The organism is Actinoplanes sp. NPDC051851 (assembly GCF_040681165.1).
In the GTDB taxonomy this organism is placed as follows: Bacteria; Actinomycetota; Actinomycetes; order Mycobacteriales; family Micromonosporaceae; genus Actinoplanes.
This window is the reverse complement of record NZ_JBFAYF010000073.1, coordinates 15,424-40,237: the sequence shown is the minus strand read 5'-3', so window position 1 is coordinate 40,237 and position 24,814 is coordinate 15,424. Positions and strand designations below refer to the sequence as shown.

At 72.5% G+C, this 24,814-nt stretch carries 18 protein-coding genes and 1 pseudogene; 13 read left to right on the top strand and 6 right to left on the bottom strand.

The annotated features are described in order from the left end of the window. Positions 1-165 (top strand): annotated as a pseudogene (locus AB0M08_RS41005) (IS110 family transposase); the annotation flags it as partial. A 203-nt stretch (positions 166-368) separates the two neighbouring features. Here AB0M08_RS41005 and AB0M08_RS41000 read toward each other — a convergent pair. Beyond that, entirely contained in the window at positions 369-833 is a 465-nt protein-coding gene (locus AB0M08_RS41000) for a peroxiredoxin (RefSeq protein WP_364505723.1), read from the bottom strand. A gap of 149 nt (positions 834-982) precedes the next feature. Here AB0M08_RS41000 and AB0M08_RS40995 point away from each other — a divergent pair, with 149 nt between their 5' ends. The 7 genes from AB0M08_RS40995 (at position 983) to AB0M08_RS40965 (ending at position 10,484) form a co-directional block, all read left to right on the top strand. Further along, the gene (locus AB0M08_RS40995; protein ID WP_364505721.1) at positions 983-1,849 is read left to right on the top strand and encodes an ABC transporter ATP-binding protein; all 867 of its coding nucleotides are present in this window, start codon (positions 983-985) and stop codon (positions 1,847-1,849) included. After that, complete coding sequence (locus AB0M08_RS40990; protein ID WP_364505719.1) at positions 1,849-2,505, top strand: ABC transporter ATP-binding protein; 657 nt, start codon at positions 1,849-1,851, stop codon at positions 2,503-2,505. Before AB0M08_RS40995 ends, AB0M08_RS40990 begins: the two co-directional genes overlap by 1 nt. Next, on the top strand, positions 2,499-5,534 hold the full coding sequence (locus AB0M08_RS40985; RefSeq protein WP_364505717.1) for an FtsX-like permease family protein: 3,036 nt from the start codon (positions 2,499-2,501) through the stop codon (positions 5,532-5,534). Before AB0M08_RS40990 ends, AB0M08_RS40985 begins: the two co-directional genes overlap by 7 nt. Before the next feature lie 160 nt (positions 5,535-5,694). Then, complete coding sequence (locus AB0M08_RS40980; protein ID WP_364505715.1) at positions 5,695-8,268, top strand: FtsX-like permease family protein; 2,574 nt, start codon at positions 5,695-5,697, stop codon at positions 8,266-8,268. 48 nt (positions 8,269-8,316) lie between these two features. Then, positions 8,317-8,754, top strand: a complete 438-nt coding sequence (locus AB0M08_RS40975) for a nitroreductase/quinone reductase family protein (RefSeq protein ID WP_364505713.1) — start codon at positions 8,317-8,319, stop codon at positions 8,752-8,754. Between the two features lie 59 nt (positions 8,755-8,813). Then, a complete protein-coding gene (locus AB0M08_RS40970) occupies positions 8,814-9,440 on the top strand; it encodes a hypothetical protein (protein WP_364505711.1) in 627 nt (208 codons plus the stop codon). 45 nt (positions 9,441-9,485) lie between these two features. Further along, complete coding sequence (locus AB0M08_RS40965; RefSeq protein WP_364505709.1) at positions 9,486-10,484, top strand: GTP-binding protein; 999 nt, start codon at positions 9,486-9,488, stop codon at positions 10,482-10,484. A 272-nt stretch (positions 10,485-10,756) separates the two neighbouring features. On the opposite strand, the gene AB0M08_RS40960 is transcribed toward AB0M08_RS40965, so the two are convergent. The 5 genes from AB0M08_RS40960 to AB0M08_RS40940 form a co-directional block, all read right to left on the bottom strand. After that, entirely contained in the window at positions 10,757-11,440 is a 684-nt protein-coding gene (locus tag AB0M08_RS40960; protein WP_364505707.1) for a siderophore-interacting protein, read from the bottom strand. Between the two features lie 26 nt (positions 11,441-11,466). Continuing rightward, positions 11,467-13,206 (bottom strand): ABC transporter ATP-binding protein, encoded by a 1,740-nt coding sequence (locus AB0M08_RS40955; protein WP_364505705.1) that lies wholly within the window; start codon positions 13,204-13,206, stop codon positions 11,467-11,469. A gap of 46 nt (positions 13,207-13,252) precedes the next feature. Beyond that, positions 13,253-14,911 (bottom strand): ABC transporter ATP-binding protein, encoded by a 1,659-nt coding sequence (locus AB0M08_RS40950; RefSeq protein WP_364505703.1) that lies wholly within the window; start codon positions 14,909-14,911, stop codon positions 13,253-13,255. A 180-nt stretch (positions 14,912-15,091) separates the two neighbouring features. Continuing rightward, positions 15,092-15,703, bottom strand: coding sequence for a TetR/AcrR family transcriptional regulator C-terminal domain-containing protein (locus AB0M08_RS40945; protein WP_364505701.1), 612 nt, complete (start codon positions 15,701-15,703; stop codon positions 15,092-15,094). Between the two features lie 59 nt (positions 15,704-15,762). Then, positions 15,763-18,933: an ATP-binding protein gene (locus AB0M08_RS40940; RefSeq protein ID WP_364505699.1), complete on the bottom strand. Its 3,171-nt coding sequence runs from the start codon at positions 18,931-18,933 to the stop codon at positions 15,763-15,765. Between the two features lie 47 nt (positions 18,934-18,980). Between AB0M08_RS40940 and AB0M08_RS40935 the strand changes: the two genes are divergently transcribed. The 5 genes from AB0M08_RS40935 (at position 18,981) to AB0M08_RS40915 (ending at position 24,812) form a co-directional block, all read left to right on the top strand. Then, positions 18,981-19,634 (top strand): HAMP domain-containing sensor histidine kinase, encoded by a 654-nt coding sequence (locus AB0M08_RS40935; protein WP_364505697.1) that lies wholly within the window; start codon positions 18,981-18,983, stop codon positions 19,632-19,634. Continuing rightward, a complete protein-coding gene (locus tag AB0M08_RS40930) occupies positions 19,634-21,616 on the top strand; it encodes a response regulator (RefSeq protein ID WP_364505695.1) in 1,983 nt (660 codons plus the stop codon). The genes AB0M08_RS40935 and AB0M08_RS40930 overlap by 1 nt, the downstream gene beginning before the upstream one ends. Continuing rightward, on the top strand, positions 21,613-22,821 hold the full coding sequence (manD, locus tag AB0M08_RS40925) for a D-mannonate dehydratase ManD (RefSeq protein ID WP_364505693.1): 1,209 nt from the start codon (positions 21,613-21,615) through the stop codon (positions 22,819-22,821). The genes AB0M08_RS40930 and manD overlap by 4 nt, the downstream gene beginning before the upstream one ends. Positions 22,822-22,900: 79 nt before the next feature. Then, entirely contained in the window at positions 22,901-24,259 is a 1,359-nt protein-coding gene (locus AB0M08_RS40920; protein WP_364505691.1) for a VOC family protein, read from the top strand. Between the two features lie 88 nt (positions 24,260-24,347). Beyond that, positions 24,348-24,812 carry a nitroreductase/quinone reductase family protein gene (locus tag AB0M08_RS40915; RefSeq protein ID WP_364505689.1) on the top strand — a complete coding sequence of 155 codons (465 nt, stop codon included), beginning with the start codon at positions 24,348-24,350 and terminating at the stop codon, positions 24,810-24,812. Positions 24,813-24,814 lie beyond the last annotated feature (2 nt).

Here is a 24,814-nt window from a genome sequence, read left to right as displayed (position 1 = left end):
GCTCTCTATCGCATCGCTCTGACCCGGCTACGCCACGACCCCGCCACCCGCGCCTACCGCGACCGACGCACCGCCGCAGGCAAAACACCCCGCGAGATCATCCGCTGCCTAAAACGCTACATAGCACGCGAAATCTACCGACTCCTGATCCCCGCAACACCTTGACAGACCATAGGGGCATCCAGCCAGAACCCGAGCCGGACCGCACGGCCCAGCCACCCGGCAGCCCAGCCACCCGGCAGCCCAGCCACCCGGCAGCCCGGCAGCCCGGCAGCCCGGCAGCCCGGCAGCCCACCAGCCACCCGGCAGCCTGGCCACACGGCAACCCAGCCACACGGCAGCCTGGCCGCCCCGGGGGCGGTCGTGAGTCAGGGCGTGGTGGTGGCGATGCGGAGGGCGTCGGCGGCGTGCTGGTTCATGTCCAGTTCGCTGTGGATGACGTCGAGGATTCTGCCGTCGGTGCCGATCACGAAGGTCATCCGCTTGGTGCTCAGCGGGCCCAGGCTCAGCTTGCGCTTGACGCCGTACGCCGCGATCGTCGCGGAGTCCGGGTCGGAGAGGAGCGGGTAGTCGAAGGTGTGCGTGTCGGCGAAGAGCTTCTGCTTCTCGACCGGGTCCTTGCTGATGCCGACCCGCTGGACGCCCGCGGCCTGGTACTCGGCGGCGAGGTCGCGGAAGTGGCAGGCCTCGGCGGTGCAGCCCCTGGTCATGGCGCCGGGATAGAAGAAGAGGACCACGGGACCGGCCGCGAGGAGATCGGTCAGTCGACGCGGCGTGCCGTCCTGGTCGGGAAGTTCGAAGTCGGGCGCTATGTCGCCCTTACCGATGCTCACCCGATGCAGGGTACGGGAGTGAACCCTGCTCATCTTCGGACAGGCTCACGGCGTACCGGGAAAAGGTCTGGGAAGTTGACGTTGTGGTGGGCAGGCGTTAGAAAGGCGAGCTGTCGAGATCCTGTGAGCGCGGGGGTGGGAGGAGCGCGATGTCGCAACCGCTGATCGCCTGCGAGAGCCTGGTCCGGATCTATCAGACCGGATCGATCGAAGTGCAGGCCCTGCAAGGCCTTGACCTGCACATCGACGCGGGCGAAATGGTCGCGGTGGTGGGCGCCTCGGGGTCGGGGAAGTCCACGCTGCTGTCGATCCTCGCCGGTATCGACGCGCCGACCGCGGGCCGCGCGCACGTCGACGGGTGGGATCTGCTGAGCATGACGCGCGGCGAGCGGGTGCGCTACCGGCGACAGACCGTAGGTTTCGTGCGGCAACAGACAGCGAGCAATCTCGTGCCCTACCTGACGGCGGCGCAGGTCGTCGATCTGCCGATGACCGCGGCGGGACGGCCCAGGAGGGAGCGCCGCGAGCGGGTCGGCGCCCTGCTGGAGACGCTCGGCGTGTCCGATTGTGCCCAGCGGAAGCCCGGGCAGATGTCGGGCGGGCAGCAGCAACGGGTGGCGATCGCGGTGGCGCTGGCGAACGAGCCGCGGGTGCTGTTCGCCGACGAGCCGACCGGTGAACTGGACACGGCGACCTCCGCGCAGGTCTTCGAGGCGCTGCGCCACGTGAACCGGGAACTCGGCGTGACCGTCGTGGTGGTCACGCACGATCCCGAGGTGAGCGGGCAGGTGGAACGCACCGTGGCCATCCGGGACGGGCGGACGAGCAGTGAGGTGCTGCGGCGTACGGCGACCGCGGAGAACGGGGACACGCACGTGATCGCGGAGGAGTACGCGGTGATGGACCGGGCCGGCCGGGTACAGGTACCCCGGGAGTACCGGGAGGCGCTCGCCCTCACCCGGCGGGTACGGCTGGCCCTCGAGGCCGACCACGTGACGATCAAGCCCGACGCCTGATGCTGCGCGTCAGCGGTGTGAGCCGCAGCTTCGGCGACGTGAGAGCGCTGACCGACGTCTCCTTCGACGTCGCGGCCGGGACCATGGTCGCCCTGGTCGGGCGCTCCGGATCGGGCAAGACCACCCTGCTCAACGTGATCGGCGGGCTGGATCGTCCGGACCGGGGGACGGTGACGATCGCCGGTGCCGAGGTGACCACGCTCGACGAGGACGGCCTGTCCCGGCTGCGGCGCGAGACGGTCTCGTACATCTTCCAGACGTTCGGGCTGATCCCGGTCCTCTCCGCCGCCGAGAACGTGGGCGCGCCGCTCCGGCTGGCCCGGGTCGAACCCGCCGAGCGTGAGCGCCGCGTCGCTACCCTGCTGGACCTGGTCGGCCTCACCGAACACGCGCAGCAACGGCCCGGCGAGATGTCCGGCGGGCAGCAGCAGCGGGTGGCGATCGCCCGCGCGCTGGCCGGCTCGCCCCGGCTGCTGATCGCCGACGAGCCGACCGGTCAGCTGGACGCGGAGACCGGGCGGTCGGTGATGGCGCTGATCCGCGGGGTGGTCGAGTCGGAAGGGGTCACCGCGCTGGTCTCCACACACGACCCGGTGATGATGGCGCTCGCCGACCGGGTGGTCCGGATCAGCGACGGGCGGATCGTGGAGTGCTGAGGCTGGTGCTCCGCCGCGGTCGCGCACAGTGGCCGCTGCTGGCCTCGCTGCTCGCGGTCGTCACGGTGGGTACGACGCTGCTCGGCGTCTGCGCCCTGCTGATGAGCCGGACCGCGGGGCAGGCAGTTTCGGTCGCGGCCGCCCGGGCGCCGGTGACGGACCTCGATGCGACGGCGTACTCCTCGGATATCGCCGCCGAGGACGCGCCCGCCGTCGTGGCGGACACCCGGACGCTGCTGACCTCGGCGATGCAGCCGTTCCGGTCGACGTTGTCCGCGCGGGCCGCCAGCGACATGTCCGATATTTCGGGTAGATCAGGCAAGGGCTACCTCGCCGCCGTCGACGGCCTTCCCTCGCGGGCCACCCTGGTCGACGGTGCCTGGCCACAGGGCGCCGGGGAGACCCTGCTGCTGGAACCGACCGCGACCCGGCTCCGCCTCTCCCCCGGCGATCACGTCCGGGTCGGGGACGCGGACCTCACCGTGACCGGCATCGCCACCGCCGACGCCGGCACCGGCTGGGACCGGGACCTCCTCGAGGGCGCCGGCTACGACCCCGACTACAGCGACATCGACTCGCTGCGGCACTTCCCCGCGTACGGACCGTTCCTGATCAGTCTGGACGACCTGCTCGCCCGGCACGTCGGCCTCACCCGGCTGGAGATCACCGCCCAGCCCGACCTGACCGTCTCCACGCAGCGCGACCTGGACACCGTCACCGACGGCGTCCTCGCCGCGGACCGCCGCTACTCCGGCGTCCTCGGCGACCGGGCCCACTTCACCCGGGTCGCCTCCACGCTGCCGCACGTCCTGCTCACCGCGAAGTCCCAGCAGCGGGTCACCGACGGCGCGGTGCTCGCGGTCGCGGTGATCGGCATCGTCCTCACCGGAACCGCGCTCGCCCTCGCCGGGCGCCTCACCGCCGGCGTGCGCGCCGCCGAGACCGACCTGCTCACGGCCCTCGGAACGAGCCGGCTCCAGCTGCTGCGCACCGCCGCTATCGAGGCGGTCGCCCTCGCGCTGCTGGCCGCCGCCCTCGCCCTGCCGCTCTCGTCCCTGCTGCACGCGGCGCTCAGCCACGTCGCGCCGCTCGCCGACGCCGGGCTGAGCAACACACCCGCCGTCACCAAGCTTCAGGTGCTCAGCGTCGTGCTCGGCGCGCTGGCCCTCACGGTCGTACTCCTCACGCCGTTCTCCGCGCAGAGCCGGGCCCGCGTCGGTATCGACCTCCTGCTCGCCGTCTTCGCCGCGGCCGGGTGGTGGCAGCTCCGTGCGGTGACCGGTTCCGCCGACCTGCTCCAGGTTCTCGCGCCCGCACTGCTGCTCACCGCCGGCGCCACCCTGTCGCTGCGCCTGATCCCGCCCGGGCTCGCGCTCGCCGACCGGCTCGCCCAGCGGTCCCGGGCACTGCCGGTACCACTCGCGATGTTCGAGGCCGCGCGCCGCCCCCGGGCCACCGCCGCCGGGCTGCTCCTCTGCCTCGCCTGCGCGGCCGCCACCTTCGGCGCGGCCTTCGACGCGACGTGGGCCCGGTCCCAGCGCGACCAGGCCGCCCTCACGGTCGGCACCGACATCGCGGTCACCACGTCCGCCCTCGACCGATCCGGTCCCTCCGGCTCGGCGGTCTCCGAGGCGACCGGCGGCGTGGTCAGCCCGGTGGTGAACCGCGGCATCCCGGTCGGACAGTGGCTCGGCGGGTCGGGAGCCGCTCCGCGCCTGGTCGCCGTCGACATGACCCGGGCGTCGTCGCTGCTCCGCGGCCGGCTGGACGGGGGCCGTACCTGGAGCTCCGTCGCCACCGGCCTCATCCCCGCCCGGCCGGCGACCGGCATCGAGATCCCGGCGGACGCCACCATCACCCTGACCGCCGCCACCACCGTCTCGATCCCGGCCCCGATCATCGTGACCCCGCACCTGCTCCTCCAGGACGCGGCCGGCCGGCGCACACCCTGCGTCGCCCCGCCGATGGCCCTCGACGGCCGGTCCCGGCCGCTGACCGGTTGCGGCGGCGGTTCCCTGATCGCGATCTCACTTCCCTTCACCTTCGACGGGTACGCCGAGACGAGCGCCCCCTTCACCGTGACGATGACCGTCACCGGCTCCGCCGACTGGTCCGTCACCTCCGCCGAACCGGTACCCGGTCAGCTCACCGACCCGGCCCTGACCACGGCCGGCGGCAAGCTCGTGATGACCGGGCAGATCCGGCTCGGCGGTCCACCGGAGGCCGCGCGCACCCTGGTCGCGACCACGTTCGCCGACCCCGGCGTCCTCCCGGTGGCCGTCTCCACCGCCCTGGCCGACGGCCTCGGGGTCGCTCCCGGATCGCAGCTCACCATCGCGGTCGGCACCACCACCCTGCCGGTACGGATCGCCGCGGTCGTGCCCGGCGTCCCGTCCGCGCCCGGCGCCGCCGCCCTGCTGGCCGATGTCGACATGCTGTCCCGGGCACTCGCCGTCCGCGGTGACTTCGCCACCCCGGTGGACGGCTGGTGGATCGGCGAGCCGACCCGCCCCGACGCCGCCGGCCGGCTCGCCGCACTGCACCTCGGCACGGTCACCACCCGCGCCGCCGAGACCTCCCGCCTCGCCGCCGGGCCGCTGCGCGCGGGTCTGCCGGCCGCGCTGCACCTGCTGATCCCGGCCGCGGTCCTGCTGCTCCTGGCCGGGGTCGTCCTCCATGTCACGTACGACCTCCGCACCCGCCGTACCGAGACGTCCCGCCTGCGCGGCATGGGCCTGACCCGCCGCGAGATCCGCACCACGCTGCTCGCCCAGCACGCTGTCGCTCTGCTCCCGCTCCTCGCCATGGGCGCCGCGGTGGGCGCGCTCGCCACCCGCCTGCTCACGCCGCTGCTGGTCCGCTCGGACACCGGCGCGGTCCCGGTGCCCGGGGTCGTCCCGCTCTGGCCCTGGCCCACCGAGTCCACGTTGCTGGCCTTCCTGCTGGTCGCCGTCGCCGGTCTCCTCGCCACGGTGGTCCTGCTCCAGACCGCACGGTCCACCGCCGCCCCTCTCCGGGAACTCTCATGACCTCCTCCCCCGCCCCGGGACACACCCCGGAAGACCAGCCAGGACCGCAACCGCGAGCAACCGGCTGGCCCTCAGCGGTCCCTCACACCCCCGGACACACCCCGGAGGGCCAGCCAGGACGGCGAGTCGCGCTATGGGCCGGAGACGAAGAGGGGTGCGCGTGAGAGGGGTGCACTGGGGGAGCGTGCGCGGGCGGGCCCGGGCCGACGCCGGGGCGCTCGGGCTGATCGGCGTCGTCGTGGGGCTGATCAGCCTCGTCGCCGGGATGGTGCCGGTGCTGCTGCGGGAGACCGCGGACGACGCCGTACGGCAGGCGATCCGGGAGGGCGGGAGCGACGCCACCGTCCGGGCGCTGGCGCACTGGGAGCCGGACTGGGGTGTGGACGGTGGGCGCGACCGGGCGCCGGAGCTCGCCCAGGACGTCGCGGACTTCCGGGATCGGGCCGGCCTGCAGCTCGGGGACGAACTGCGGAGCGTGCTGCGCGCGCCGATCGCCACCGCGGCGAGTCCCACGCTGAAGGTCACCGACGGGAGCGTGCTGCGGACCTTCCAGCTCGACTACCTGGCCGGGGCGACCGGACCGGCGGTCACCTGGGTGCAGGGCGAGGCGCCGGGCGGGAATCCGGGCCGGAGCGTGGACGGCCGGACGCCCTGGACCGTGCAGGTGGGCCTGGTCCGGGAGGCGGCCGACGCGCTGGGGGTGCGGCCGGGTGACCGGCTGCAGGTCGCGGACGAGAACGGCGGCACGAAGGACGTCCGGGTCAGCGGCATCTTCGCGCCCGCCGACGCCGAGGATCCGGCCTGGCGGCTCGCGCCGTGGCTGCTGGGCCCGGTGGCCGGCGCGGACGGGATCGGGACGACCCGCTTCGGCGGGCTGCTCAGCGACGACTCGCTGCCCGACGCGCGGCTCGCCTTCGACCCGGACGACCTGGTCCGCACGGTCTGGTTCGCCCCGGAACCGAGCCGGATGACCTGGGACTCCGCCCAGCGGCTGGCGGACCTGGCGGTGCGGCTCAAGGCCACCTCGGCCGCTTCCGGCGTACGCGACAGCACCTCGCGCTGGGAGACGCAGCTGGACGCCGTCCTACTCCGGGCCGACGACCAGGTGAACGCCGCCACGGCACTGGCGTCGGTGCTGCTCAGCGCGGTGATGCTGGCCGGCGCGCTGATCCTGCTGCTCGCCGCCGACCTGCTGGCCCGTCGCCGGACGGCGGACCTGACCGTCGCCCGGCAGCGGGGTGTCTCGCTGCCCGCGATCGCCGCGGAGTTGCTGATCGAATCCGGCCTCCTCACGCTGGCCGCCGTCGGCCTGGCCCGGCTGGTCTCCGGCGGGTTCGCGTGGCGCTGGGTACTCCCGGTGGCGGTGGTCGCAATCGCCGCCGGGCCGGTCTTCGGGGTGGTCGCCGCCGCTCGCGCGACGCGGAACCGGCGCGTTCCGGCGAACCGGGCGGCCCGCGCGTGGGCGGCCCGCACCACGGCGCTGCGCCGGCTCGCCGCCGAGCTCGGGGTGCTCGCCGCCGCGGCCCTCGCGGCGACGCTGCTGTACCAGCGCGGCGTCGCGAACGGCACGCAGGGCGGGACCGCCGGCGGCGCACCGGGTGGCGTCGCCGGCGGGACGATCGCGCCGGCGCTCGGGGCGCTCGCCGGGGCGCTGCTCCTGCTCCGGCTGCTGCCCCCGGTGACCGGCCTGCTGCTGCGCTGGGCGCTGCGCTCGCGGCGTCCACTCGCGGTCTTCGGCGCGGCCCAGGCGTCGGCGACGTCCCGGCGGGCGCTGCCGCTGGTGGCCGTGGTCGTCGCGGTCGCGCTGGCGTCGTTCGCCGCGACGCTGCGGGTCACCACGACGGCCGGGCTGGCCGACGGCGCCCGGCAGTACGTCGGCGCGGACTACCGGCTGGACGTCGAGAACGCCGCGATCGAGCAGGTCGCGGGGCGGCCCGGGGTCGAGGAAGCCGCCGTGGGCCAGGTGGTCGACGGTGCCGTGGTGCTGGCAGGGGACGCGCGTATCCAGGTTCGGCTCGCCGTGGTGGACGTGGCGTCGTACCGGAGGATCTGGCCTGAGGTTCCTGATCTGAAACAGTCGGCGGCGCTGGTGCTCTCCTCGGACGGAAGCATGCGCCCGGGCATGCGGATCACTATTCCGCAGGAGGGCGGGAAACCGGCCGTCGTGCTCACCGCAACCGGGACGGCGCCCCCGGTGGACGGCGCGACCGATGTGGTGCTGGTCGACAGGTCGTCGATGCCGGAGTTCGCGCCGAACACCATCTGGGTCGACGGGACGCTGGACGACGGGCTCGCCGCGAGCGCCGTGCTGCGTGATCGGCGGAGTGCGCCGCTGGTCGAGGGCCTGTTGCGGCTCGCGTGGGGTGCGGCACTCGCGCTGCTGCTGCTCGCGCTGCTCGGGCTGGCCCTCGGTACGGCCGCGACCGCGCCCGGGCGGTGGCAGGTCCTGGGCCGGCTCCGGACACTCGGTGTGCGTACCCGGGAGATGCGGTTGATCTCCGCCGGTGAATCGCTGCCCGGCGTGCTGATGGCAGCGATCGGTGGCCCGCTGATCGGTATCGGCCTGGCGTCGGTGATGCTCGGCCCGCTGGGCCTGCGCCGGGTGACCGCGCAGGTGGCCGACCCGGCGCCGGTCCTGCCGTGGCTGCCGCTGACCGGTTTCGCCCTCACGATCATCCTGCTCTCCCTGGTGAGCACTGCTCTTGACGGACGGCGCCGATCGATGTTCTCCTGAGAGAGCACTGCTCGCATAAGCGAGCAGACGAGAACACCGGGAGCCGCCGTGCGCTACCTCACCCCGAAGAAGAGCAGCAACGCCTTCAACGACCTGGCCAAGTGGCTCACCGCGCACGGCGTCAGCCTGCTCGGCAGCCGCGTCCTCGCCGTGCGCGGCCGCACGACCGGCGAGGTCAGAACCACGATCGTCAACCTCTTCACGTACGAGGGCGAGCGCTACCTGCTCGCGCCCCGCGGCCACACGCAGTGGGTCCGGAACCTGCGCGCCGCCGGCGAGGGCGAGCTCCGCCTCGGCCGCCGCCGCGAGACCTTCGTCCCGATCGAGGTCGCGGACGCCGACAAGGAGCCGCTGATCCGCCTCTACCTGCGCAAATGGGCATGGGAGACGGGCGCCTTCTTCGATGGGCTGAAGGCCGGCTCCCCCGCCGAGGAGATCAACGCGGCGGCACCTGGCTTCCCGGTCTTCCGCATCTCAGTTAGTTGACGCTTCAAGTTTCTCGGCCTATCTTCGAACTCCGGCACCCCCGACCCCTGGAGCGCGTCATGGCCTTCCCACCCCCGGTGATCGCCACCTCCGGCCCCTCCGGCCCGGACACTCCGCTGGTGGTCCTCCTCCACGGCCGCGGCTCCCACGAGCAGGAGATCCTCACTCTCGGAGATCAACTTCCACCCCTTTTCTCGTACGCCGCGGTCCGCGCCCCGATCACCGAGGGAGGCGGGTTCGCATGGTTCGCGAACCGGGGCATCGGCCGCCCCGTCGAGTCCTCCTTGCGCTCCACCATGGACTGGTTCCGCACCTGGCTGGACGAGGTCGCCCCGACCGGACGGCCGGTCGCGCTCGTCGGGTTCAGCGGCGGCGCCGCCTTCGCGGGCGGGTTGCTGCTCGACGAGCCGTCCCGGTACGCCGGAGCCGCCGTCCTCTACGGCACACTCCCGTTCGACGCCGGGGTCCCGACCACGCCGTCGCACCTCAGCGGGGTACCGGTCTTCGTCGCACACGGCGCCCAGGACCGAGTGATCCCGCGCGACCTGCTCGACCGGACCTGGCAGTACCTGACGGACGAGTCGGGCGCGCTGACCACGGCCCGCGAGGACCAGGTCGGACACGGGATCGCCCCGGCGGCGGTGCCGGCGCTCGCCTCATGGTTGACCACGATCCTCCCGCGATGACCGTACAGGCTTTACAATGAAAATCATTTCCAACAAGATGGATCGGTGAGTGAAGCACCGAAACCCGCCGTCACCGTGCTGTCCGGGTTCTCGCGGGACGCCGTCCAGGCCACGGCCCGGGCACTGCTGATCGCCGACGAGAACCTGATCGCCATCAGCCACGACCTCACCGACATCCGCCACGGCCGGGTGACCCGCACCGTCCGCTCCCTCTCCGAACTGCTGGAACACAGTGCCCTCCCGGCCGACGCTCCACCGTTCCCGCCGCGCCCCTCGCCGATGTCGCCGTCACCGTTGTCGTCGTCGCTGTCCTCGTCGTCGCTGTCCTCGTCGTCGCTGTCGCCGTCGTCGTCGCCGGCGGATGCGCCGCAGCGGGGGCGGGCAGGGCCGGAGTGGGCGGCGACGCTCGAGCGAGTGACCGTCGAGCTGGTGCACGGGTGTGTCTCGTGCACGCTGCGGGAGGACGTCCTGCCGACCCTGGTCCGGCTGGCGCGCACCTACCCCGGCCGCGACCTGCTGCTCGTCCTGCCCCCGGCGATCGAGCCCGAGACGGTCGCCGCCGCCTGCGCACGCTGCACCGTCGGCGGAGAGCCGTTGGCCGAGATCGTTCACTTCGATTCGTACGTCACCGTGGTCGACGCCGACCGCTTCCTCGGCGATCTGACCAGCTCGGACGACCTGCGGGACCGGAACCTGCACACCACCGGGGACGACCACCGCTCGGTGGCCGACGTGGTGACACACCAGGTCGAGTTCAGCGACACCATCGTGCTCTGGAGCCGTCCCGGCACCGACCCGTCCGCACTGGACCACCTCGGCACCCTGCTCCACCGCCTCGCCCCGTGGTCGGTCCTGGTACCCACCGGCACGACCCACCGCATCGCCTGCACCGGCCTGTCCACGCTGACCCGCCACACCGCCCGCCACGACCCGTCCCGCCCCGGCATCCTCGCCCGGACCGCTCTCGGGTCGACCACTCTCGGCGTGGCCGCTCTCGGTCCGGCCGCAGCAGGCGTGACAGCCCCGATCACCACCTCGACGTAGGGGCGCCGTCCCGGCACACGCTCGGCAGCGCAGGGGCAGCGGCCACGAGCAGTCGGCTGGCGCTGAGAGGTGCCTCGAGCCCGCGGACACACCCCACAACACCGGCCAAGACCCCGCGGCTGGGCAACCGGGGTGTCTCCACCGGCCCCGGACACCCACGAGCACCAGCCAGGACCGCACGGACACCCCAGCCGGGACCGCACGAGCGCCAAGCGCGGGAGCACGCGAGCGCCGGCGCGGGAACACGCGGGCGGGGCGTGGGTGCCGTGGGGTCAGAGGCCGGTGCGGCCGGTTGCCCAGTAGGCCTTGACGACGATGGACTGGCGGGAGACACCGGACTCGCGCAGGAGGGTGCGGAGCTGCTGGATGGTCTGGGCGTGGCCTACGGCGTAGACGCGGGACTTCGCGGCCGCCACCTCGGCGCCGTGGGCGGTCACCCAGGAGCGCAGGGTGGAGGCGGCGACGACCTCGACGCTGCGGACCACCGTGGCCGCGGCGGCCGTGTCCTCCGCGGGGATCTCGATCGCGCCGCTGACCTGCGTACCCGAAGCCTCCAGTGCGGCGAACAGGCCCAGCGCCGTGGCGTCGCCGAGCAGGACCGCGGGGACCGTCGGGTCGAAACGGACGCCGCCGCCCGGGCCCATCACCGAGACCGGGTCGCCCGGCTTCAGGGCGGCCGCCCACGCGGAACCCGGGCCGCCGGCGTGGGTCTGGAAGACGACCGAGCAGGTGCCGGTACCGGGGTCGTAGGCGGACGGGGTGTAGTGCCGGAACTCCCGCTCGGAGACCAGGAACTCGATCTCGTCGCCGGGCCGGTAGCGGCGGCCGCGCAGGGCGTCGCCGGCCATCGTGACGGTGCGCAGGCCCGGGGAGAGGACGGTCACCTCGGTGACGGTGGCGGGATGGCCGAACCAGCGTTCGGCGCGAGCGGCGATCGCCGCGGGCATCGTGGGCATCGAAGTTCCTAAAGAGAGGCGAGAGTTCAGGAAGACGTGCTGGTCAGGCGCCAGCCCTGGGCGCGCGTACGCTCGGACCAGAAAGCGGCGTATCGCCCGCCCGCCGTAAGCAGGGACTCGTGGGTGCCGGACTCCGCGATCCGGCCGCCGTCGAGGACGACGATCCGGTCGGCGGCCTGGACCGTCTGCAGGCGGTGCGCGATCACCAGCAGGGTGCGGTTCGCCGTCAGGGCGGAGAGCGCGCTGCCGACCGCCGCCTCGTTCTCCGGGTCCAGGGCGGCCGTGGCCTCGTCGAGCAGGACGATCGGGGCGTCCTTCAGGATGGCGCGGGCGATCGAGATGCGCTGGCGCTCGCCGCCGGAGAGACGGGCGCCGCCCTCGCCGACCCGGGTCTCGTAGCCGTCGGGCAGGCGCGCGGCGATCTCGTCGACCCGGGCCAGGTGCGCGGCGGCCAGCACGTCCAGGTCGTTGGCGCCGGGGCGGCCGGTGCGGATGTTGTCCATGATCGAGGCGTCGAAGAGGTAGACGTCCTGGAAGACCACCGAGATCTGCGACATCAGCTGCTCGGTGGTGAGGTCGCGGACGTCGGCGCCACCGACGCGTACGGTGCCGGAGTCCACGTCGAAGAAGCGGGCCACCAGGCGGACGATCGTGGTCTTGCCGGAGCCCGAGGCGCCGACCAGCGCGGTCATCGAGCGGGCCGGAACGGTCAGGCTCACGCCGTCGAGGACCGGCCGGGACGGGGTGTAGCCGAACGTCACGCCGTCCAGGACGATCGAGCCGTCGCTGGTGTAGTCCGGCGCCGTCCCGGGCGTGGGCAGGACCGGCGTACCCAGGAGCTCGTCGATCCGGTCCAGGCTGTTGCGCGCCATCCGCAGCGCCCCGCCCAGGTCGGCGGCGGCGAGCAGCGGCTCGGCGAAGCGGACCGTGAGTACCAGGAGCGCGACCAGGGACGCGGCGTCGACCTCGCCCCAGACGGCGAGCGCGACCCCGGCGACGATCACCACGGTGACCGAGAGCTGGACGACCAGGGCCGCGCCGATCAGGCCGGGCGCGCTGGTGTAGAGCTGGCGGCGGCTGACCCGCTCGACGTCGTCGAGGGCCGTGGAGAGCTGGGCGAACCCGTCGCCGGTCCGGCCGTGGGCGCGCAGCACGCTCTGCTGCTGGGCGTACTCGACCAGCCGGTTGGCGGCCTCCACCCCGGCGGCGTCGGCGGCCTGATCAGTGGCGGTCATCAGGCGCGCCGACCAGCGGAAGACCAGGATGATCAGCGGGATCGTGACGGTGGCGGCCAGCGCGAGCCGCCAGTCCAGGAGGTACATCGCGAGCACCACCACGGCCGGGGTGACATAGGCGGTCACCACCGGCTGGAGCAGGTGGGCCGGGACGCCCATCACGTCCTTCACGCCGCCGGTGCTCATCTGCGCGACCCGGCCGACGCGGGCCGCCGTGAACCAGCCCAGCGGCAGGCCGGCCAGGTGATCGCCGATCTTGTGGTGCAGCGCGCGGGAGAGTTCCATCCCGAGCCGGTAGCCGAGCTGCGCCTGCACCCAGTAGGCGACGGCGGTCGCGACCACCGCCACGGCCAGCACGCCCAGCCACGGCGCGGCGGCGCCGGTGTCACCGTTCAGCAGCGCCCGCAGCACCGGCACGAGCAGAACGAAGACCAGACCCTGGAGCGTGGCGTACGCCGTGACCCCGGCGAGGTGCCGGCGCAACGGTCCCGCGTAGGTGGACCCGAGCACCCGGGCGAGTTGGCGGATCATCGGGCGCCCGCCAGGAGAGGGGCGCACTCGGGAAACCAGCGGCGGATCATCGGGCGCCCTCCAGGGAGATCGAGAAGAGACCGGCGTAGCGGCCGCCCGCGGCGACCAGGGAGTCGTGGGTGCCGCGCTCGACGATCCGGCCGGCGTCGAGCACCAGGATCTGGTCGGCGGCGGTGATGGTGTGCAGCCGGTGCGCGATGACCAGCAGGGTGCGCCCGGCGGCCAGGGTGGAGAGCGCGTCCTGGATGGCCGCCTCGCTCTCCGGGTCGGCGAACGCGGTCGCCTCGTCGAGGATCAGGATCGGCGCGTCGGCGAGCAGCGCCCGGGCGATCGACACGCGCTGCCGCTCGCCACCGGAGAGGTGCGCGTCCTCGCCGAGCACGGTGTCGTAGCCGTCCGGCAGCGCCATGATCCGGTCGTGGATCTGGGCCGCCTTCGCCGCCGCGACGATCTCGGGCTCGGAGGCGGACGACCGCGCGAGGGCGATGTTCTCCCGGACGGAGGTGCGGAGCAGCCGTACGTCCTGGAAGACGAAGCCGACCTGGCGGTAGAGGAGGGCCGGGTCGATCTGCCGCACGTCGGCGCCGCCGATCCGGATGGAGCCGGCGGTGACGTCGTGGAAGCGGGCGACCAGCGCGGCCAGCGTGGACTTGCCGGATCCGGAGGGTCCGACCAGCGCGGTCACGGTGCCCGGTTCCAGGACGGCGTCGATGCCGCGCAGGACGTCACCGCGGTCGTCGAACCGGAAGCTCACGTTCTCGATCTCGACCCGATGGCCGGAGGGCTCGGCGGAGGCGTCGACGGGCAGCGGTGCGATGGTCAGGACCGCGGAGATGCGGGCGGCGGCCTCGCGAGCGGAGCGCAGGCTGTCGGCGCCGTATCCCAGGGCCAGCACCGGGCCGGTGAGACCCACGCCGAGCAGCACGAACGGCAGCAGGTCGACCGGGGCGAGCCAGCCCTCGCCGACGAACCAGGCACCGCCGCCGAGCACCACCAGCAGCATCACGGCCGGGGAGATCAGCGCGCTGGCGATCGCCTCGACCCGGATCATCGACGCGGCCCAGGCGCCGAAGAAGTCCGCGAAGCCGTCGGTCTCCTTCCGGAAGCGCTGGTGCGAGCGGCGGGCCTGACCGAACGTCTTGACCACGGCGATGCCCTGGACGAACTCGACGACGGCCGCGTTGATCCGGTCGATCGCGGCACTGTAGGCGGCCATCTTCTCCGGGTAGCCGCGCATCATCACCGCGTAGGCGGCCAGGAAGAGCGGGAGCACGCCGAGGACCAGCAGGCTGAGCCGCCAGTCCACCCAGAACAGGTAGGCGAGCGCGGCGATCGGGGTGACGGCCGCGGCGACCAGGTCGTTGATGGCGTGGCCGACCAGGTGGTGCATGGCGTGCACGTCGTCCTGCGCGGCCCGCTTCACCTCGCCGGAGGAGCGGCCGCTGAACCAACCGAGCGGAACGGTGCCCAGGTGGCGGGCGATCCGGCGGCGGATGTCGTCCTGCAGCCGGACGTCGGCGAGGTGCGAGACACCGCCCGCGACCAGCATGGTGAGCAGCCGGACGAGCAGGCCGCCGGCCGCCCACCAGGCCACCGTCCAGAGCCCGGCGGTCTCCCCGCTCAGCAGCCGCCGGCCGATCTCGGCCACCGCGAGGAAGGGCACCAGACCGGCCAGTGCGGAGACCGCCTGCAACACGCCGGCCACTGCCAAGTTCCTACGTACGGGCGCCAGCAAGCCCCCGAGCTCCGAAGCCATGTCCCCTCCTGCTTACAGCGTAAACGTTTGGTTAGGCTGTCCTAACTTTTGCGGTACGTCAAGAGGATGTGACCAGCGCCGTCCGACGAGCGAGGGCGAACCGGCCGGCCGGGGCGGGCGAGCCGGACGCTAGGCGAGCAGGCCGGTCACCAGGGCGCGAACGCCGTGGTCATAGGCGGTTTCCGGGTCGGTGGCGGCGAGCACCGGCATGGCCGCGGTCACCTGCGGTAGCCGGTCGAGGGGCGCCCGGTCGATCAGGGCGAGCCGGCGGGCGATCGCACGGTCGTCGGTGGGGCGTTCCGAGCAGAGCGAGCCGACCGTGAAGTTCCAGAGCGCCAGGTACGCCGCGGTGGCGCCCCGCTCGTCCAGCCCGGCCCCGCGCAGGGTGGCCAGCGCGAGCTCGACGAAGTGCAGGGCCCGGGGCGCGAACAGCTCCCCCTTGCGCAGCACGTCGATCGCCCAGGCGTGCGCCCGCAGGTAGCGGAAGAGCCGGCCGAAGAGTGCGGTGAGCCGCTCGGCCGGGGTGCCGCCGGGCACCGCGACGTCGATCCCTTCGGCGAGGTCCTCCAGCACCAGGACCAGCAGTTCGGCGCGGTCGTCGACGTGCCGGTAGAGCGCCATCGCGGAGCAGCCGAGCAGCGCACCGACCCGGCGCATGGTGACCGCCTCGACCCCGCCGGACTCGGCGAGCTCCCGGCCGGCCGCGACGATCGCCGCGCGGGTCAGCGTCGTTCTGCTCATCCGGGCGAGAGTATCGCGTTGTTTACGGCGTACACAAAACGGGGTGTGAAAGAGCGGACTCAGCGTCGCGCCCAACGGTCGAGGGCCGCGCGCAGGTCGTCGGTGTTGAGCGGCTTGGCCAGGAAGTCGTCCATGCCGGCCTGGCGGGCGCGCTCGCGGTCCTCCTGCAGGACGCCGGCGGTCATCGCGATGATCGGGATGTGCTCGTCCGGCGCCTCCCGGCGGCGCAGTTCGGCGGTCGCCGCGAAGCCGTCCAGCTTCGGCATCTGGCAGTCCATCAGGATGGCCCGGTACGGCTTCGCGGCGGCCAGCGCGATCGCCTCGGCGCCGTTGGTCGCGATGTCCGCCTGGTAGCCGAGCGATTCGAGGGTGTCGATCGCGACGATCTGGTTGATCTCGTTGTCCTCGGCGATCAGGATCCGGCCCTCGGCGGTCTCCTCGGGCGCGGGCGCCGCGGGCGCCGCGGTCTTCTCCCCCGGATGCTGCCCGCGCGAGCCGTCGAACCGGGAGAGCAGGTAGTTGTAGAGCGAGGACGGCCCGACCGGCTTGCCGAGCAGGTCCGCCTCGTGCCGGTCGGCGTCCTCCTGCTGCGCCGCGGGCTCCCGGCTCAGCATCAGGCAGCGGACGCCGCGCAGACGCGGATCGGCGTCGATCGCACGCATCAGCGCGGTGCCGTCCAGCCCGGACGACGGGTGATGATCGATCACCACCAGGTCGAACGGCTCACCGGCCCGCACCGCGGTCTGCAGCTCGGCGAGCCCGTCGTCCGCACCGCTCGCGGTCCGTACGGCCATCCCCCAGGCCCGGACGTGGTCGGCGAGGAACTGGCGGCTGGTCGCGTTCGCGTCGATGACGAGCAGACGTCTGTCCGCCAGTCCGTCCCGGTTCCGGCGGTGCGGGGCGGACGACCCGTCCGGCGCGTCCAGCGTGATGGTGAACGAGAACCGGCTACCCCGGCCCGGCGCGCTGTCCACGTGGATCCGGCCGCCCATCAGCTCGACCAGCTGACGGCTGATCGACAGGCCGAGGCCGGTGCCGCCGTACTCCCGGGTGGTGCCGGTGTCGGCCTGGGTGAACGGCTCGAAGAGGCGGGCCACCTCGGTCGGCTCGATGCCGATCCCGGTGTCCGCGACGCTGAACGTGTACCGGGGGCGGCCGCCGGGCTCGGGCGGCAGCGGGTCGACCCGGAGCACCACGTTGCCCTCGTGGGTGAACTTGACCGCGTTGCCGACCAGGTTGAGCAGCACCTGGCGCAGCCGGCCGTCGTCGCCGCGGACCCGGGCGGGCAGGTCGGGCGGGTAGTAGGTGAGCATGTCGACGTCCTTGTCGCCGATCGCCGCGGCACCCGCGTGGGCCACCTCCTCGACCAGCTCGCCGGGGTCGAACGGGACCTCGGCCAGCTCCACCTTGCCGGCCTCGATCTTGGAGAAGTCCAGGATGTCGTTGATGATCGTGAGCAGGGCGCGCGACGAGGAACGGATCGCCTCGGCGTACCGGCGCTGCACGGGCTGCAGCGGGGTGTCGATCAGCAGTTTAGTCAGTCCGATCACGCCGTTCATCGGGGTTCGGATCTCGTGACTGACCATCGCCACGAACTGGGACTTCATCGTCGCCGCGGCGAGCGCCTCGTCCCGGGCCTCGGAGAGCGCCTCCTCGACCTTGCGGCGCTCGGTGGTGTCCCGGGCCACCGCGTAGATCGCGCCGTCCGAGTCGACCGTGGCGTTCCAGTTCAGCCACCGGTAGCTGCCGTCGCGGGCCAGGTAGCGGTTCTCGAAGTCCGTGGTGCTGGACGGCCCCTGCTTGAAGCGGTGCACCAGCATGATCGTCCGGTCCACGTCGTCGGGGTGGACGAACTCGATGAACGGGCGGCCGAGGAGCTCCTGAGCGGAGTATCCGAGCAGGTTCTCCAGGGCCGGATTGACCCGTTTGAAGAAGCCGTCGATCGAGGCGATGCACATCAGATCCCGGGAGACGGTGAAGAAGTGGTCGAGCTGGCGGGCGGTCCGGCGGCGCGCGGCCTCGTCCCGGTCCCGCTGGGTCAGATCACGGAAGGTGACCACCGTGCAGCCGCTGCGGATCGTCCGGGCGGTGGCCAGCACCGAGACCATCCGATCATCCGAACGCCGGATCTCCAGGTGCAGCTCCCCCGGCTCGGCGAGCAGTTCCTCGGTCAGCCCGCGATGCCACCACGGGTGCGGCGGCCGCAGGCCGAGCACCTCGCCGGCGGCGTACCCGGTGATCTCCGACCAGCGCCGGTTGACCTGCAGCACGGTGCCGTCCGGGCCGAACGTCAGGACACCCTCGATCAGTGAGCAGAGCACCGCGTCGCTGAAGTCGCGCTGTTCGCGCAGCTCGGCGATCAGGTCCCGCTGGCTCACGTCGGCCTCGTTGAGCATCGCGCCGGCCCGCATCAGCACCAGGTAGAGCGTCATCAGCAGCACGCAGATGGCGACCGTCACCTGCAGGCCGTCGGCGTGCCTGCCGGTGCCGTGGAAGACCGCGACCGCCACGCCGACGCCCAGGATCGCCGCCACGACGATCGGGATCAGCCGGCGCAGGGTGCGCCCGCCGAGGTGTGGGCTGCCGAGAACCTGCTGGGCCAGGCCGTCGTCGCGGACGGTGAGCAGACCGGCGGAGAGCAGCAGCAACAGCGCCTGGGTGAACAGCGGCATCGGGGTGGCGCTCGCCTCCTCGGTGATCGCCGAGAGCCCGGCGAGCGCGGCGAGCGCGGCCACCCCGACCAGCATGCCGGCCCCGGTGGCGAGGACCTGGGACTGCCAGTGCCCGCGGCGCTCACCGGCACCGAGCAGCAGCAGACCCGACCCGAGCAGGATGAACGCCACCGGGGAGCGCATCGGAGGACGTTTCGGGGGAAGGATCTCCGGATCGACGCCGACGACGGCGAGGTCGTGGAGGAGTCCTGGTCCCAGGTGCTCGTGGAGGAGGACCAGGACGGCGAGGACCACCACGCTCGCGGCCAGGAACCGGGCCACCCAGAGGCGTACCCGGCCGACGTCGTGCGGGCCCTGCAGGACCAGGGCGGCGGAGCAGAGCGTGGCCATCAGGCAGATGACCGGGCTGGTCGGCGGCAGGCCGCCGACCACGGTGACCAGGTGATCCCCGCCGAAGAGGTGACCGGCGTCCACCGTCACGCTGATCAGCGTGACCAGGAGAACGGCGATCATCCATGCGGGAGGCCGCCAGGTCATCCGCACCCGCGACACAGTCACGCTAGGTAGCATGACAGTTGCCCTGCGATGATTCCTGAGGTTTTTTCATGAACCCTGCCGTCACCACCCTGTCCCGCCTCGGACACGAGCTGCGCGGGCCGCTGACCGGCATCATCGCCCTCACCAACCTGATGTCCCGCAAGATCGCCCAGGGCGTCGATCCGGCCCGGATCACCCATCAGCTCGCCCTGGTCAACAGCAGTGCCAGCGAACTGCTCACGGTCGCCGAGCGCGTCTCCGACCTGGCCCGCCTGGACGGGCCCCCCACTCCCGGTACGGACGACCAGTGTTTCGACTGCGCTCTCGCCGTACGGGAGAAATGCCACGACCTGAACGTGCCCGCCGGCCTGCCGCACCATCCGGTCCTGATCCGCGGCAATCCCGACGGTGTCCGCCGCATGATCGCCGAGCTGCTGGACAACGCGGTGAAGTACGCCGACCGGCCCGCGGTGACGGTGACCGCCGACGTCGCGGTGACCATCGAGATCCGGGATCACGGACCCGGGCTCACCGAGAACGAGCTGCAGCGGATCGCCGACCCCTTCGAGCGAGGGCTGACCGCGCACACCCGGGGCGTGCCCGGCAGCGGACTCGGGCTCAACCTCGCCGACCGGCTGGCCGCCCGCTCCGGTGGCGTCCTCACGATGACGAGCTCACCCGAGGGCACCGTGGTCACCGTGACGTTCCCGAAGGGTGCGTGATGGCCACCATCCTGGTCGTCGACGACCGGGCCACCAACCGCGAGGTGGCCCGGATGACCCTGGACGACGGCGGCCACCACGTCATCGAGGCCACCGAGGGCGACGAGGCGCTGAACCTCGCCCGGCGGTGGCACCCGGACGTGGTCCTCGCCGACGTCGTGATGCCCGGCATGGACGGCTACGAATTCGTCCGGCGGCTGCGCGCCGACCGGGAGACCGCGACCATCCCGGTGCTGCTCTACACCGCGAACTACCTGCCCGAGGAGGCCGAACCGCTCGCCGCGGCGTACGGCGTGACCCGGGTGGTCGCCAAGTCCGCCGACCCGGACGAGCTGCTGCACGCCGTCGAGGAGGCGCTGCACGAGGTGCCGAACGTCGCGATGGCCCCGCACGAGGTCGCCACCGAGCACCTGCGCGCGGTCAACGCCAAGCTGGTCGAGAAGGTCCTCGCGCTGGACGAGAGCGAGGCCCGCTTCGACGCTCTCGCCGACGTCTCCCCGGTCGGCATCGTCTCCGGCGACACCGCGCTGCACGCCACGTACGTCAACCCGCGGCTCGCCGACATCACCGGCGCCGTCCCCGCCGACCTGCACGGACACGGCTGGCTCAGCTGCCTCCCGCCGGATCAGGCCGACCGGCTGCGCCGCGAGGGTCTGCCGCCGGACCGGGCGAGCTTCCACGGTCAGGTCACGCTCGCCACCGGACAGCGCTGGCTGCAGATCACCCTGCAGCCGGTCACCGAGAACGAGAGCACCGGCTTCGTGGCCACCATCGACGACGTGACCACCCTGGTCGAGGCGGAGAGCGCCGAACGCCGCCGGATCGCCGAGCGCTTCGACAGCCTGGCCCGGCTCTCCGGCGCGGTCGCCCACGACTTCAACAACATCCTCAACATCATCCTGTCGTTCAGCGAGTTCACCCAGGAGGCGGTCCGGGACGCGATCGGAACCACACTGGACGGCCCCACCGCCGAGCCGATGCTGAACGACCTGGACAGCATCCACCGGGCCGGGAAACGCGCCGCGCACCTGGCGCACCAGCTGCTCACCTTCGGCGGGCGCGAGGTGGTCAAACCCACGGTGATCCGCGTGAACGACGTCGTGGCCGAGGTCCGCGGGATGATCGAGCACACCATCGGCTCGCAGATCACCGTGGCCACCCGGCTGGACACCGGCGCCGGGTACGTGCTCGCCGACGCCAACCAGCTCAGCCAGGTGCTGATCAACCTGGCCGTGAACGCCCGGGACGCCATGCCGCACGGCGGCCGCCTGGAGCTGGGCACCTCCCCGGCCCGGAACCCGGCGGGCCTGCCGCCGGGCGAGTACGTGCACATCGCCGTCCGGGACCAGGGCGCCGGGATGCCGCCGGACGTGCTGGAGCGCGCGATGGAGCCCTTCTTCACCACCAAACCCCTCGGCGGCGGTACGGGACTCGGGCTGGCCACGGCGTACGGGATCATCCGGCAGGCCTCCGGTGACCTGGTGATCGAGTCCGAGCCGGGCGCCGGCACCACGGTGCACATCTACCTGCCCGCCACCGGGCTGCCGATGCCGCCCGCCAGCGCGCCGGTGACCGCCGAGGTCCGGGGTGGACGGACCGTGCTGGTCGCCGACGACGAGGACGGGGTCCGCGAGGTGGCCGTCCGGATCCTGCGGCGGGCCGGGTACACGGTGCTCAGCGCGGCGAACGGGCAGGAGGCCCTGGACCTCGCCCGCCGGCATCCGGGCGCGATCGACGCGGTGCTCTCCGATGTGGTGATGCCGCACATGAACGGGCCGGAGCTGGCCGCGGCGCTGCGGGACGTCCGGCCGGAGACGCCGGTGGTCTACATGTCCGGGTACGCGGAACCGCTGATGACCGGGCCGGGCGTCCTGGACGAGGGGGTGACCGTGGTCGGTAAGCCGTTCACCAGGGACGAGCTGCTGGCGGCGGTGCACGCGAGCTTGACAACCCCGGCGGGGGCGCCTCAGATGACCTCATGAGGATCATCGATGCGCGTGTGATCGTGTCCTGTCCCGGACGGAACTTCGTCACCCTGAAGATCGAGACGGAGTCGGGGGTGTACGGGGTCGGGGACGCCACCCTGAACGGCCGCGAGATGGCGGTGGTCTCCTACCTGACCGAGCACGTGGTACCGCAGCTGATCGGCCGGGACGCGTCGCGCATCTCGGACCTCTGGGAATATCTCTACAAAGGCGCATATTGGCGCCGCGGGCCGGTGACGATGACGGCGATCGCGGCGGTCGACACCGCGCTCTGGGACATCAAGGGCAAGGTCGCGGGCCTGCCGGTATACCAGCTGCTGGGCGGGCGAGCACGGGACGGGGTGACCGTTTATGGCCACGCGAACGCCGCCGGCTTTGACGGGCTCCTGTCCGAGATCTCGGGATATGCCGACCTGGGCTATCGGGCCGTCCGCATCCAGACCGGGATCCCCGGCCTGAGCAGCACCTACGGTGTCTCGAAGGACCGGATGTTCTACGAACCCGCCGACGCCGCCCTGCCGACCGAGAACGTCTGGTCCACCGCGCGCTACCTCAACCACATCCCGACGGTGTTCCAGCAGGTCAGGGCCGAGTTCGGGCCGGACCTCAAGCTCCTGCACGACGTCCATCACCGGCTCACCCCGATCGAGGCCGCCCGGCTGGGGAAGAGCCTGGAGCCGTACGACCTGACCTGGATGGAGGACCCGGTGCCCGCCGAGCTCCAGGAGGGGTTCCGGCTGATCCGGCAGCACACCACCACCCCGATCGCGGTCGGCGAGGTCTTCAACACCATCTGGGACTGTCAGCAACTGATCACCGAGCAGCTGATCGACTACATCCGGGCGACGGTGGTCCACGCCGGCGGCATCACCCACCTGCGGCGGATCTTCGACCTGGCCGCCCTCTATCACGTGCGCAGCGGATCGCACGGCGCCACCGACCTCTCCCCCGTCTGCATGGCCGCCGCGCTGCACGTGGACGTGTCGATCCCGAACTTCGGGCTGCAGGAGTACATGCGGCACACACCCGAGACCGACGAGGTGTTCCCGCACGCGTACCACTTCGAGGACGGCTACCTCTTCCCCGGCGAGGAACCGGGACTCGGCGTGGACATCGACGAGGAGAAGGCCGCCCGGTATCCGTACCGGCCGGCCTCGCTACCGGTCAACCGCCTCGAGGACGGCACCGTGCACAGCTGGTGATCGGCACAGCTGGTGATCGGCACAGCTGGTGATCGGCACAGCTGGTGAGGTCGCCGGGGAAGCTGCTTACATTGTCGGCGTGGAGAACCAGACCGCCCTGCGCGCCCGCTTCGCCCGCCGCCTCTCCGAGCTCTACGGGCGTGAGGTTCCGGCGTACACCACCCTGGTCGACGTCTCGCACGAGGTGAACCGGCGGGTCCTCGACCGCGACGGCACGGCCGCGGAGCGCCTCGGCTCGATCGGCCGGGTCAGCGCGGAACGGCACGGCGCGATCCGGGTCGGCACGCCGCGGGAACTTGCCCAGGTCACCCGGATCTTCGGGGCGCTCGGGATGCGGCCGGCCGGCTTCTACGATCTGCGGGACGCGTACCCGCAGCCGATCCCGGTGATCTCCACGGCGTTCCGCCCGTTGGACCGGGACGAGCTGGCCGCCAATCCGTTCCGCGTCTTCACCTCGATGCTGGTCCCGCAGGACCGCCGTTTCTTCACGCCCGATCTGCAGGCACGGCTCACGAATTTCCTCGGCGCGCGGCAGCTCTTCCCGGACGAGCTGCTCGTTCTCGCCGACCGCGCATCCGCATACGGCGGGCTGGATTCCGTGGACGCCGACCGGTTCCTCGACCTGGCCGCCGCGTCGTTCGCGCTCTCCGCCGACCCGGTCGACCGCGCGTGGTATTCCGCATTGGAACGCGTCTCCGGTGTCGCCGCGGACATCGGCGGGGTGACCACGACGCACATCAATCACCTCACCCCGCGCGTGCTCGACATCGACGACCTCTACCGCCGCATGCAGGCCCGCGGCATCGCGATGATCGACGAGATCCAGGGCCCGCCGCGCTGGCACGGCCCGGACGTGCTGCTGCGCCAGACGTCGTTCCGCGCGCTCGCCGAGCCGCGCACCTTCCGAAACCCCGACGGCGCCCTTTCCCAGGGTGAGCTGCGGGTCCGTTTCGGCGAGGTCGAGGCGCGCGGGATCGCCCTCACCCCGGCCGGGCGGGCCCTCTACGACGACCTGGTCGCCGAGGTCGACAAGCTGCTCGCCGAGTCGCCCGGCACGCCCCGCCAGGAGATCGCCGCGCGGGTCTGGGCCGCCGGGCTACCGGACACCGAGCTCGAGCTCGCCATTCGCGGGCTCGCGTTCTTCACCTATCGCCCGGCCCGCGGCCCCGTTCCGCCCCTCGATCTGCCCACGCTTCTCCGCGAGGGCTGGCTCATTCCCGAGCCGATCGTCTACGAGGATTTCCTGCCCCGCTCGGCGGCCGGCATCTTCGCCTCCAACCTCGGCGACCGGGGCGAGATGGACGCTTCCCAGGGTGGTGCGCCCCGCGACATGGCATGGCTCTCGGCGGCGATCTCCTGCGAGATCGTCACGCCGGAGGACGTCTATGCCGCGCAGAGTGCCGCGTCTCTCGCTTCCTTCCGGCGTACGCAGGAATGATTGATCTCGGAAGGTGAGAGCCCTGGCGACACCCGTGCTTGCGATGCCGGTCTAACGTGGGGTTCGTTCGTCGCCTTTGGAGGCCGTCATGCCCGGCGATACCAGACCCGTCAGAGTTCCGCCGCGCTGGTTCGCGCACGCCGCCTGGCGGGTGCACCGCGCCGTCTACACCGTCACCGGGGGCCGGATCGGGCTGTGGCGACCGGGGCAGACGAAGTGGGGTGCGTTCCGCCTCACCGTGGTCGGCCGCCGGTCCGGGAAGGCGCGCAGCGTCATCCTCGCCTACTTCGAGGACGGGCCCAACGTCGTCACGCTCGCCATGAACGGCTGGGGCGAGGGGCATCCGGCCTGGTGGCTCAACCTTCAGGCGCACCCGGAGGCCGAGGCCACCATCGCCGGCGCGACCCGCGCGGTGCGGGGACGCGCCGCCGAGCCGGGCCCGGAACACGACCGGCTCTGGGCACGCTGGCAGACGTTCGACAGGGACCTCGACGCCTACGTCACGCAGCGCCGCACCGATACGCCGGTCGTCATCCTGGAACCCCGCCGATAGCG

Bases quoted from the DNA above. Each gene is read 5' to 3' on its own strand.
- AB0M08_RS40995 (WP_364505721.1), top strand. From the start codon at position 983: ATGTCGCAACCGCTGATCGCCTGCGAGAGCCTGGTCCGGATCTATCAG.
- AB0M08_RS40990 (WP_364505719.1), top strand. From the start codon at position 1,849: ATGCTGCGCGTCAGCGGTGTGAGCCGCAGCTTCGGCGACGTGAGAGCG.
- AB0M08_RS40970 (WP_364505711.1), top strand. From the start codon at position 8,814: ATGGCCTTCCCACCCCCGGTGATCGCCACCTCCGGCCCCTCCGGCCCG.
- AB0M08_RS40960 (WP_364505707.1), bottom strand. From the start codon at position 11,440: ATGCCCACGATGCCCGCGGCGATCGCCGCTCGCGCCGAACGCTGGTTC.
- AB0M08_RS40955 (WP_364505705.1), bottom strand. From the start codon at position 13,206: ATGATCCGCCAACTCGCCCGGGTGCTCGGGTCCACCTACGCGGGACCG.
- AB0M08_RS40945 (WP_364505701.1), bottom strand. From the start codon at position 15,703: ATGAGCAGAACGACGCTGACCCGCGCGGCGATCGTCGCGGCCGGCCGG.
- AB0M08_RS40935 (WP_364505697.1), top strand. From the start codon at position 18,981: ATGAACCCTGCCGTCACCACCCTGTCCCGCCTCGGACACGAGCTGCGC.
- AB0M08_RS40930 (WP_364505695.1), top strand. From the start codon at position 19,634: ATGGCCACCATCCTGGTCGTCGACGACCGGGCCACCAACCGCGAGGTG.
- manD (WP_364505693.1), top strand. From the start codon at position 21,613: ATGAGGATCATCGATGCGCGTGTGATCGTGTCCTGTCCCGGACGGAAC.
- AB0M08_RS40915 (WP_364505689.1), top strand. From the start codon at position 24,348: ATGCCCGGCGATACCAGACCCGTCAGAGTTCCGCCGCGCTGGTTCGCG.